The following is a 10,885-nucleotide window of genomic DNA, read 5'->3' on the forward strand; positions in this document are numbered from 1 at the left end:
GCCCTGCTTTCCAGAGTGACCTCGTCCGTGCGGTACGTGAGCCTGAGAGATTCCGGGGAGGATTTGCTCCTTCGGCGCCTCCGATGGTGTCCGGAGGACTCTCCCGCGCGGGGTCAGCAGCCGTTTGCCAGCGTACCAGCGAGGTCGCCGCACGGACTTCGAGTGGCCGACCCGCCACTTGTGCTCTTTTGTAGTACTTACGGATGATTAGGCGGCTGGTGTGCGACCCCAGTGCGGCCCAGTGGTGCGATCAAGTGGAGGGCCCCGTGCGTACTGACATCGATCCGCGGAACCTGATCGGCCGCAAGGCGTTCGACCGCGACGGCACCAGGATCGGCACCGTGGACGAGGTCTACCTCGACGATGCCACCGGCGTCCCCGAGTGGGCGGCGATACGGACCGGTCTCTTCAGCAGGGACGCCTTCGTCCCCCTGGAGCCCAGCGAGCTGGTCGACGGCGCCCTGCGCGTGCCCTTCGACCGGGCGCTGATCAAGGAGGCTCCCGACTTCGGTGTCGGCCGCCACCTCTCGCCCGAGCAGGAACTCCAGCTCTACCACCACTACGGCTTGGACGTGGCGGCCGGTCCCCCGCCGCCCGACCACGACTTCGGCAAGCTGGCCGGCAAGGGCAAGGGCCCCGACGCGGAGGGCTGACCCGCCCCGCCCTCCGCGTCGGCGACCAGCGGCAGCGGATCCGCGGGGGTCAGCTCCGGGTCGTCCACCGGGAAGGTCCGCACCCTCCCGACCTCCGAGTACGGCGTCTCGAAGCGCACGGTGACCCGTCCGAGACCGCTGCCCTGCACCCAGCCGTGCCCCAGATCCGTGTGCCGCACGTCGTGCCCCGCCGGCCACCGGCGCTCGGTGGGTGAGGGTCGGTGCTCCTCGGCGGGCCCGGTCTGCGGCTCCTCGGCCGGTTCCTCGGCCCGGTCCCCCGCGGCCTGGGCGAACAGGTCCTCCTGCGTGTAGTCGGCGAGCCCGCTGACGCCCACCCCGAGCAGCCGCACGCCGCCCGTGGTGTCCACCGAGTCCAGCAGTCTGGCCGCCGCCTCGCGCACCACCGCGGGGTCGTCGGTGGGCCCGCGCAGGGTCTCGGAGCGGGTCAGCGTGGAGAAGTCGTATCTGCGCACCTTGAGCACGATGGTGCGCCCGGACAGACCGGAGGCGCGCAGCCGCCGCACGCAGCGGTCCGCCAGCCGCCCCACCTCGACACCGACCCGCACCCGGTCGTGGATGTCCACGTCGTAGGTGTCCTCGACCGACACCGACTTGGTCTCCCGCTCGGCCACCACCGGCCGCTCGTCCCGCGCCAGCGCCATGGCGTACAGGGCGTGGCCGTGCGCCTTGCCCAGCAGCCGCACCAGCTCGTCCTCGCCCGCCTCGGCGATCTCGCCGACCGTGGTGATCCCGGCCCGCCGCAGGTGGTCTCCCGTGGCCGGTCCCACCCCGGGCAGCGTCCGCACCGTCATCGGCTCCAGCATGGCCCGCTCCGTCCCCGGCGGGATGAGCACCAGCCCGTCGGGCTTGGCCTCCTCCGAGGCGATCTTGGCGAGCATCTTGGAGGCGGCGAGCCCCACGGACCCGGTGAGGCCGGTGACGGTGCGGATGTCCGTGCGCAGCTTCACCCCGGCCAGGCGCGCCGACTCCGCGTCCCAGGCCGTCCCGCCGGCCTCCAGGTCCACGAAGGCCTCGTCCAGGCTCAGCGGCTCCACCAGCGGCGACAGCTCCCGCAGCAGCCGCATCACCTGCTCGCTGATCGACCGGTACAGCTCGAAGCGCGGAACGAGGTAGGCGGCGTGCGGCGCGAGCCGGCGGGCCTGGCCCATCGGCATCGCGGAGTGCACGCCGAACACCCGCGCCTCGTACGAGCAGGTGGCGACCACGCCGCGCGGTCCGAGGCCGCCCACCACCACGGCCTTCCCGCGCAGGCTCGGCTTGGACGCCTGCTCCACCGAGGCGAAGAAGGCATCCATGTCGAGATGCAGGATCGTGGGCGCGGTTCTCACATCTCCGATGCTGCCCTACGCCACTGACAATCCCGTCATCACGGCAGGAGGACACCCGGCGCCGTGCGGTTCAGACCGCCCGGTTGTTCCGCCGCCGGGCCAGCTCGTCGGCCGGATTGTGCCCGACCAGGGTCTCGCCCGTGTCGATCCGCTCCCCGTGCAGCTGGGACAGCGCGCTCTCCACGTCCCGCCACACCACGCCGACGGCGATCCCGAAGACGCCCTGGCCGCCCTGGAGCAGAGCATGCACCTCGTCGGGAGACGTGCACTCGTAGACGGTGGCGCCGTCGCTCATCAGCGTCAAGCGCTCCAGGTCGCGGAAGCCGCGCTCCCTGAGGTGCTGGACGGTGGTGCGGATGTTCTGCAGGGACACACCGGTGTCGAGGAAGCGCTTGACGATCTTCAGCACGACCACGTCGCGGAAGCTGTACAGGCGCTGCGTTCCGGACCCGTGCGCGGGCCGCACGCTGGGCTCGACGAGGCCGGTGCGGGCCCAGTAGTCGAGTTGCCGGTAGGTGATGCCGGCGGCCGCGCAGGCCGTCGGGCCGCGATAGCCGATCTGCTCGGACGCCATGGACGTCGCCCCTCCGCTGGTCGGCACGGCTGCCGGTCGCTGCGGACCGGGATCGGCCGCGCCACCGTGCTGGGCGTGACCCGCGCTCACGCGCAACCGGGAGCCCGGGGGCGGGTACGGACCGCCTGCCCCGAGGCTGTGCCCGGGGCCACCCCCAACCGTACCGTCGCCGCTGATTCTCACGCCGACCTCCGTCCTTGACCTGCCTCCTCGAAGGTAGGCAGTCACCAAGGGTGCGTCAACGATCGCCACACTCGGCACGCCGAGTGATAATCACCCTACGAGTGGTTTCCCGTGCCCTGTTGCGGGAAAGGCTAGCCGGATGTGCGCGGACGGGGCCGCGTCTCACTGGTTGCTGGTCCCGAAGTCCTCGGGCGAGATCTGGTCGAGGAACTCGCGGAACTTCTCCACCTCGTCCTCCTGCTCGTCCGGAATGGCGATTCCGGCGTCGTCGAGGACCGTGTCGCTGCCGTAGATCGGCGTACCGGTGCGCAGGGCCAGCGCTATGGCGTCGGACGGCCTGGCACTGACCTCGACCCCGCTCGCGAAGACCAGCTCGGCGTAGAAGACGCCGTCGCGCAGGTCGGTGATGCGCACTTCCGTGAGCTCCTGGCCGACGGCTTCCAGCACGTCCTTGAACAGGTCGTGGGTCAGCGGCCGCGCGGGAGCCATGCCCTGCTGGGCGAAGGCGATCGCCGTCGCCTCCCCGGGTCCGATCCAGATGGGAAGGTAACGGTCGCCGCCCACCTCGCGCAGCAGCACGATCGGCTGGTTGGAGGGCATCTCGACCCGGACACCTACGACATCGAGCTCGTTCACACAGCAACCCTAGGCCGTGCCCGGGACGTTTGGGTAGTCGGGCCGGGATCGGGTGGGCGATCCGGGTCCCGATCGGGCGGGTGATCCGGAACCGCGGTCCCGCCCGTTTCAGGGCAGCCGCACGCCCAGGGCGGTCTGCACCAGGGCGGCGTGCAGCCGCACCGCCAGCCCGGCCAGCTCCTTGGCGCGGGCTTCCGCGTGCGCCCTGGTCTGCGGGTTGCGGTGCCGCTTCAGCGGGGCCACCACCTGGTCCACCAGCCCGGCCTCCCGGTCGGCGGCGGCCTTCATCACCCGCAGGTGCCGCGGCTCGATCCCGAACCGCCCCAGCTGCACCACCAGGGACGCCACCGTGACCGCCTCGGCGTCGTACGCCCCGTCGGGCAGTGGGGCGAGAAGTCCGTAGGACTCCCACTCCTTCAGCTCCTGGTCGTCGATCCCGGCCGTGGCGAGCAGCTCGTCCCGCCCGATCCGGGCCACCGTGGGGCTCTCGGCGGGTTCCGGTACGGCCTCGCCGTCCCGCTGCCGGCCGACCCGTGGCAGCGCGACGGCCTCGCCGCGCTCCACGGCGTCCAGGTGCTCGCGGATCACCTTGAGCGGCAGATAGTGGTCCCGCTGCATGCGCAGCACCCGGCCGAGGCGCTCGACGTCGTGCGCGCTGAACTTGCGATACCCGGCCGGGGTCCGCCGCGGCTCGACGAGGCCCTCCGACTCCAGGAAACGGATCTTGGAGATGGTGATGTCGGGGAACTCGTCACGCAGCGCGTTCAGCACTGCGCCGATGCTCATCAGCCCACTGTCCGTGGCGGCGGCGCCTTGCCCGGCACCGCCGCTCGGTGTTTGAAACATGGACCTTCCCTGGAGGTTCCCCGGGCGGGCGGCCCGGGGGCGGGTCAGTAACCCCGCTGGCTCGCGTAGAACACCAGCCGGTACTTGCCGATCTGCACCTCGTCACCGTTCGACAGGGCGACCTGGTCGATGCGCTCCCGGTTGACGTACGTGCCGTTCAGGCTGCCGACGTCGGCGACCGTGAACGAACCGTCCGGGCTGCGGCGGAACTCCACGTGCCGGCGCGAGACCGTCACGTCGTCCAGGAAGATGTCGCTCTGCGGATGACGACCGGCGGTGGTCAGCTCGCCGTCCAGCAGGAAGCGGCTGCCCGAGTTCGGACCGCGGCGCACGACCAGGAGCGCGGAGCCCAGCGGCAGCGCGTCCACGGCCGCCTGCGCCTCGGGGGAGAGCGCCGGGATCGCCGTCTGGCCGGTGACCTCGGCGTCGTAGGCCTCCAGACCGGAGATGGAGATCGTGGAGGTCGTCTCGGACGCGCGCTCCGGGACCGCGCCGGCCCGCAGCGGAGCGCCGCAGTTGGAGCAGAAGCGGCTGTTCTCCGCGTTGCGGTTGCCGCACCTCGTACACACCAGGGCCGACATGGACGGATCCTCCTGCCGCGGCTGCCCCGCCGGGGCGTTCGACGCGTACGGGTCGGGGTTGAACCCTCCACCCGTACCCGGGGCCGAGGGCTGGCCGAAACCTATGCCGCCGGACTGAGCAGGGTCAACAGACGGCGCGCCCGGACCACCCACCTGGTCCCGGTACATCGGGCGTCGGCCCTCCGCGTCGGGCTGTGCGCGATGACGGGCGGTCGCGTTGTCGCCGCCGCCCTCTCGCGCGCTCTTGCCGAACAACTTCGCAAACAACTTCACGGGCGATTCCCCTTGACCGAAACAGACCCGCCCGTGGGGCAGGACGAACCCTTACTGAACGCACTGGCCGACCCGGACACCTTCACAACGTCCGTCTCCACCAGACAGTTTCCACCACGCACCACCCAATCGGTGCGCCGACCCCCCGCAACCTCATGCCCTCGCCGGACGTCCCCCATGCACCGTCGGTTCACTGGGAGGACGACCGAGCGTAGTCAGGCCGCTCCGCCGCTCGCAAGGCGTCCACGACGATCTTGCTCGACCGCTCAACAGTAACGGTGGCCTGTTCCTTCTCCAGAGTCTGCACCACTCCTCCAGGAATGTTGAGAGCCGGTTCGAGGTCCTGCGGCTTGCCGATGACCTGGAAACGATAGGGCGCGTTGATCTTGTTCCCGTCGACGCTGACGGACTTGTCGGCGTCCGCGAGATAGGTGCCGGCGACGACCCGTACGCCGTTCACCTGGATCGCCTCCGCACCCGCCGCGCGCAGCTCCTGGATCGCGTCGAGCAGCATGTCCGCCTCGACCGTCCCCTTCGTGTCCTCGATGGTCACCGTGATGCCGGGCCCCTGCGCGGCCACGGTGCCCGCGAGGATGCCCAGCTGCCGCTCCTTCTCGAGCGTCTGCTTGCGGGCCTCCTCCGCCTGGTCGGAGCTGTTCTCCAGCTCGTCGCGCTGCTTCTCGAGACCCTGTTTCTCGTCTTCAAGACGCTGAGTCCGGTCGTCCAGTTCATCGAGGATGCGGACCAGATCCTCCTGGCGGGCGCCACGCAGCGCGCTGTCGCTGTCACTGTTGGACGCCACCTGGACCGCGAGGCCGAATCCGAGCCCGAACAGGAGCAGGGCGACGATGAGTTGCGCGCGTGTCAGGCGCGGCGGCCACAGCCCCTTCAGGAGCCGCTGCCTGCCGGACATTCCGTTGCGCTCCGGCCGCGCACCCTCCGGGGTGCCGTCCGCCGGGCCGTCCCCCGAGGCGGACCGCGAAGGCGGCACTTCGTCGGGCAGCTCCTTGCGCAGCCGGTGCGCGTGGTGCTCCTCGTGGTCGCTCATCGGCCTCACGCCCGGAAGACGTGGCGTCGGATCGCCGCGGCGTTGGAGAAGATGCGGATGCCGAGGACCACCACGACACCGGTGGACAGCTGGGCACCGACGCCCAGCTTGTCGCCCAGGAACACGATCAGCGCGGCCACGACCACGTTGGACAGGAACGACACCACGAAGACCTTGTCGTCGAAGATGCCGTCGAGCATGGCCCGCAGACCACCGAAGACGGCGTCCAGCGCCGCCACGACGGCGATCGGCAGATACGGCTCCACGGCCGCCGGCACCTCGGGCCGGACCAGCAATCCGGCCACGACTCCCACGACGAGGCCCAGTACGGCGATCACGATGTGCCCTTCTCGGTTATCGGTTGTGCTGTACGTACGATCACACTCGGTGCGGCCGGCAGCTTGAGGTCGTCCGCGACGGAGATGGCGGTCCGGATGCCGTAGCTCTCCTCCAGGGCATGGAGGTACAGCCCGTCCGCGCTGTCCTGGAAGCCCCTGCTCAGCCGCGCGCCGTCCCCCACCGCGAGCACCGTGTACGGCGGCACCAGCGGCCTGTTGTCGACCAGTATCGCGTCACCGGCGGCCCTGATCGCCGACAGTGCCGTCAGACGCTGACCGTTGATGGAGATCGCCTCGGCACCGGACTCCCACAGACCGTTGACCACGCGCTGCATGTCCCGGTCCCGCAACCGGCCCGTGTCGGAGAATCCCGAGGTGCCGCGCGGCCGGCCGTCGGCGTCCGTGCCGGTGTCCTTGGCGTCGTTCACCACGAGCTTCACACCGGGGCCGTGCACTTCGACCGCGCCCGACAGGATGCCCACCAGGTCGGTGCGGTCGCCGTCGCCGCTCTTCTCCAGCGCCTCGCGCCGGCGCGTGTTCACGTCGTCGCGCAGCTCGTCGACGCTCTTCTCCAGCTTGTCGGCCGCCGAGGTCTCCCCCTCTATGCGGTCGACCAGCTCTTCACGCTCCTTCGCGACGACGGGAGCGGCGACCCGGGCCTGGGCGGCGCCGACCGTCACGACCAGGGCCGCGAGGACGAGACCGGCCGCCAGGCCCAGCTTGGCGCGCACCGTCTTGGGCATGCCGCCGCTGCCGTCGGCCTTCTTTCGCGCGGCGGCCTCGGCGTAGCCGTCGTCGAGGCTGTGGTCCATGACGTTGGTGAGCAGCGACATGGACGCGTCCGGGCGCGCGGGCCGCGTGGCTGTGCTCCGAACGGGGGGTGGCTGCGGCATGCCGCACATCGTCGCACGCCACCGCCACTACCTCCGAACGGCCCCACCGGCGTGCCGGACAGGCCCCCTTGGGGACACCTGTCCGGCACGCACGCGTGCGGCGCGTTCTCAGCGGCCCGCGCTGTCCACCACCGCGGCCCACTCGTCCAGCAGCGCCTGCGCGGAGGCGTCGTCGGGGCCCTCCGCCCACAGGTGGGTGACCGCTTCGGCCGGGTCGGGCAGCACCATCACCCAGCGCCCGTCGGTCTCGACCACCCGCACCCCGTCCGTGGTGTCCACGAACCGGTCTCCGGCCGCCTCGACGACCCGTCGCATCACCAGGCCCTTGACGGCCCACGGGGTGGCCAGATCCCGCTTGAGGACATGGGCCCGCGGGATCCGCGCGTCGATCTGGCTCAGCGTGAGCTGCGTACGGGCGACCAGCCCGATCAGCCGCACGAAGGCCGCCGTGCCGTCGTAGACGCTGCTGAACTCGGGGACGATGAAGCCGCCCTTGCCGTCACCGCCGAAGATCGCGCCTTCCTCGCCGCCGACCCTGGTCAGGTCGTCCGGAGAGGTGGTCGTCCACTCGACCTGTGTGCCGTGGTACGCGGCGACCTGCTCGGCGATCCTGGTGGTCGTCACCGGGAGCGCGACCCGGCCGCTGCGCCGCTCGGCCGCGATCAGGTCGAGCATCACCAGCAGCGCCCGGTCGTCCTCGATGATGCGGCCCTTCTCGTCGACGAGCGACAGCCGCTCACCAACCGGGTCGAACCTCACACCGAACGCGGCCCGCGAGGACGCCACGATCTCCCCGAGGCGCACCAGACCGGACCGCCGCATGTCCGCCGACTCGGTGGGCCTGGCCTCGTCGAGACCCGGGTTGATGGTCAGCGAGTCGACCCCCAGCTTCCCGAGCAGGCTGGGCAGCACCAGTCCCGCGCTGCCGTTGGAGGCGTCGACGACCACCTTGAGTCCGGACTCCGCGATGCCGGTGATGTCGACGTTGCGCAGCAGGGACCCGGTGTACGAGTCGAACACGCTGGACGGGAAGTGCAGGTCCCCGATCTCTCCGGGGAACGCCCTGCGGTACTCCTGCCGCGCGAACACCCGGTCCAGCTTCCGCTGGCTGCCCTGCGACAGGTCGGCGCCCTGTCCGTCGAAGAACATGATGTCGACGGAGTCCGGCACTCCCAGCGTGGTCCGGATCATGATCCCGCCGGCACTGCCCCGCGCGGTCTGCTGCCGTGCCACGGGCAGCGGTACGTTCTCCAGGTCGCGTACGTCGATGGCGCTGGCCTGCAACGCGGAGATCACCGCCCGCTTCAGCGCCCGGGCACCACGGGAGTGGTCGCGGGCCGTGGTGACGGTGGACCCCTTCTTCAGGGTCGTCGCGTAGGCGCCGGCCAGCCGCACGGCGAGCTCGGGCGTGATCTCCACGTTCAGGATGCCGGAGACTCCGCGGGCGCCGAACAGATGCGCCTGTCCCCGGGACTCCCAGATGACCGAGGTGTTGACGAAGGCACCGGCCTCGATGGTCTTGAACGGGTAGACCCGCACATTCCCCTGGATGATCGATTCTTCACCGACCAGGCATTCGTCACCGATGACCGCGCCGTCCTCGATCCGCGCGGCACGCATGATGTCGGTGTTCTTGCCGACCACACAGCCCCGCAGATTGCTGTGCGGCCCGACGTACACGTTGTCGGCCACCACGGCCTTGTGCAGGAAGGCGCCGCTCTTGACGACGACGTTGGACCCGATGACGGTGTGCTCGCGGATCTCGGCGCCGGCCTCGACCTTGGCGTAGTCGCCCACATACAGGGGCCCGCGCAGCACCGCGTCGGGATGCACTTCCGCGCCTTCGGCCACCCAGACCCCGGGCGAGATCTCGAAGCCGTCGATGTCGACGTCGACCTTCCGCTCCAGGACGTCGGCCTGGGCCTTCACATAGCTCTCGTGGGTGCCGACGTCCTCCCAGTAGCCCTCGGCGACATAGCCGTAGATGGGCTTGCCTTCCTTCATCAGCTGCGGGAAGACGTCACCGGACCAGTCCACGGGCACATCGGGGTCGACGTAGTCGAAGACCTCGGGCTCCATGACGTAGATCCCGGTGTTCACGGTGTCCGAGAAGACCTGGCCCCACGTCGGCTTCTCCAGGAAGCGTTCGACCTTGCCCTCTTCGTCGACGATGGTGATGCCGAATTCCAGCGGGTTGGGCACGCGCGTCAGACACACCGTGACGAGCGATCCCTTTTCCTTGTGGAAATTGATCAGGTCGGTGAGGTCGAAGTCGGTCAGGGCATCGCCGGAAATGACGAGGAAGGCATCGTCCTTCAGTGCTTCCTCGGCGTTCTTGACGCTTCCGGCGGTACCGAGTGGCTTCTCCTCGTTGGCATAGGTGAGCTCCATACCGAGCTCTTCGCCGTCACCGAAATAGTTCTTGACCAGCGAGGCCAGGAACTGGACGGTCACGACGGTCTCATTGAGCCCATGCCTTTTGAGCAGCCGCAGAACGTGCTCCATGATCGGCCGGTTGACCACCGGCAGGAGCGGCTTGGGCATGCTCGAGGTCATGGGACGAAGGCGTGTGCCTTCGCCTCCAGCCATCACGACGGCCTTCATGTCGGAAGCGTCCTCCTCTGAGAGACGACGGTTTAGCCGACTTCACCCGTCCAGGGTCCCGCACTTTTCCAGCGGGGGCCATCCGGCCACCGGGACCGCAGAATCAGCGAGTTCAATCGGCTGCGACGTCCGCACGTACCAGACGGCGGACCTGCACCACATAGAGAACACCTGCCCACCAGTACAGGGTTGTACCCCATCCGGCGAACGCCCATCCGAAAACTGCGGCGAGTGACGCGATCCATCCGCTTCCGTCACTCAGCAGAAGCAGGGGGAAGGCGTACATGAGGTTGAACGTGGCGGCCTTGCCCAGGAAGTTCACCTGCGGCGGCGGATAGCCGTGGCGCCGGAGGATGCCCACCATGACCAGCAGCATCGCTTCCCTGGCAAGCAGTACAAGCGTCAACCAGAGCGGGAGAATCTCGCGCCAGGTGAGACCCACCAGTGTCGAGAGGATATAGAGCCGGTCGGCCGCCGGGTCCAGCAGCCGGCCGAGGCTGCTGATCTGGTTCCAACGCCGCGCGAGCTTTCCGTCCAGGTAGTCGCTGACCCCGCTCAGGGCCAGCACCAACAGCGCCCAGCCATCGCTCTGCGGTCCGCCGAACTCGGGCCGCAGGATGAGCCACAGGAACAGGGGCACGCCGAGCAGGCGTGCCATGCTCAGGATGTTCGGGATGGTGAGGACCCGGTCGGTCTGCACGCGGGTCTCCTGGACCTCCACGCGGGGGCCTCCTGGGGGAAACGAGCCAATGATGCCCACTGACCTTACCTCAACGCAAAAAAGCTCTGGCTCTCGGGCTGTGTGCCCAAGAGCCAGAGCTCTAAAAGGAGTTCGGCGGCGTCCTACTCTCCCACAGGGTCCCCCCTGCAGTACCATCGGCGCTGTAAGGCTTAGCTTCCGGGTTCG

General features: G+C 69.6%; 11 protein-coding genes, 1 rRNA gene and 1 riboswitch. Of the genes, 1 reads left to right on the forward strand and 11 read right to left on the reverse strand.

Going from position 1 to position 10,885, the window contains the following annotated elements; all coding sequences use genetic code 11:
- Positions 1-20: 20 nt before the first annotated feature.
- Positions 21-116, reverse strand: a riboswitch (glycine riboswitch).
- A gap of 150 nt (positions 117-266) precedes the next feature.
- Positions 267-653 carry a PRC-barrel domain-containing protein gene (locus BZZ08_RS28900; RefSeq protein WP_198601740.1) on the forward strand — a complete coding sequence of 129 codons (387 nt, stop codon included), beginning with the start codon at positions 267-269 and terminating at the stop codon, positions 651-653.
- Here the strand turns inward: BZZ08_RS28900 and BZZ08_RS28905 are convergent.
- The 11 genes from BZZ08_RS28905 to rrf form a co-directional block, all read right to left on the reverse strand.
- Positions 560-2,002 carry a DNA polymerase IV gene (locus tag BZZ08_RS28905; RefSeq protein WP_104635153.1) on the reverse strand — a complete coding sequence of 481 codons (1,443 nt, stop codon included), beginning with the start codon at positions 2,000-2,002 and terminating at the stop codon, positions 560-562. The genes BZZ08_RS28900 and BZZ08_RS28905 overlap by 94 nt on opposite strands.
- 70 nt (positions 2,003-2,072) lie before the next feature.
- Positions 2,073-2,759, reverse strand: coding sequence for a MerR family transcriptional regulator (locus BZZ08_RS28910; RefSeq protein ID WP_198601741.1), 687 nt, complete (start codon positions 2,757-2,759; stop codon positions 2,073-2,075).
- A 162-nt stretch (positions 2,760-2,921) separates the two neighbouring features.
- Positions 2,922-3,395, reverse strand: a complete 474-nt coding sequence (locus BZZ08_RS28915) for a bifunctional nuclease family protein (RefSeq protein WP_030189411.1) — start codon at positions 3,393-3,395, stop codon at positions 2,922-2,924.
- Between the two features lie 108 nt (positions 3,396-3,503).
- A complete protein-coding gene (ftsR, locus tag BZZ08_RS28920; RefSeq protein WP_104635155.1) occupies positions 3,504-4,241 on the reverse strand; it encodes a transcriptional regulator FtsR in 738 nt (245 codons plus the stop codon).
- Between the two features lie 44 nt (positions 4,242-4,285).
- Positions 4,286-5,137, reverse strand: coding sequence for an FHA domain-containing protein (locus BZZ08_RS28925; protein WP_241965593.1), 852 nt, complete (start codon positions 5,135-5,137; stop codon positions 4,286-4,288).
- Between the two features lie 148 nt (positions 5,138-5,285).
- A complete protein-coding gene (locus tag BZZ08_RS28930; RefSeq protein ID WP_104635157.1) occupies positions 5,286-6,143 on the reverse strand; it encodes a DUF881 domain-containing protein in 858 nt (285 codons plus the stop codon).
- Positions 6,144-6,148: 5 nt separating this feature from the next.
- Positions 6,149-6,481 carry a small basic family protein gene (locus BZZ08_RS28935; protein ID WP_003977440.1) on the reverse strand — a complete coding sequence of 111 codons (333 nt, stop codon included), beginning with the start codon at positions 6,479-6,481 and terminating at the stop codon, positions 6,149-6,151.
- Positions 6,478-7,383 (reverse strand): DUF881 domain-containing protein, encoded by a 906-nt coding sequence (locus BZZ08_RS28940; RefSeq protein WP_104635158.1) that lies wholly within the window; start codon positions 7,381-7,383, stop codon positions 6,478-6,480. The genes BZZ08_RS28935 and BZZ08_RS28940 overlap by 4 nt, the downstream gene beginning before the upstream one ends.
- Positions 7,384-7,482: 99 nt before the next feature.
- Complete coding sequence (locus BZZ08_RS28945; RefSeq protein ID WP_052838780.1) at positions 7,483-9,978, reverse strand: mannose-1-phosphate guanyltransferase; 2,496 nt, start codon at positions 9,976-9,978, stop codon at positions 7,483-7,485.
- 112 nt (positions 9,979-10,090) lie between these two features.
- Positions 10,091-10,699, reverse strand: coding sequence for a CDP-alcohol phosphatidyltransferase family protein (locus BZZ08_RS28950; RefSeq protein ID WP_052838778.1), 609 nt, complete (start codon positions 10,697-10,699; stop codon positions 10,091-10,093).
- 109 nt (positions 10,700-10,808) lie between these two features.
- A 5S ribosomal RNA gene (rrf, locus tag BZZ08_RS28955) occupies positions 10,809-10,885 on the reverse strand; the annotation flags it as partial.

It is taken from the genome of Streptomyces sp. MH60, assembly GCF_002939385.1.
Taxonomy (GTDB): domain Bacteria; phylum Actinomycetota; class Actinomycetes; order Streptomycetales; family Streptomycetaceae; genus Streptomyces.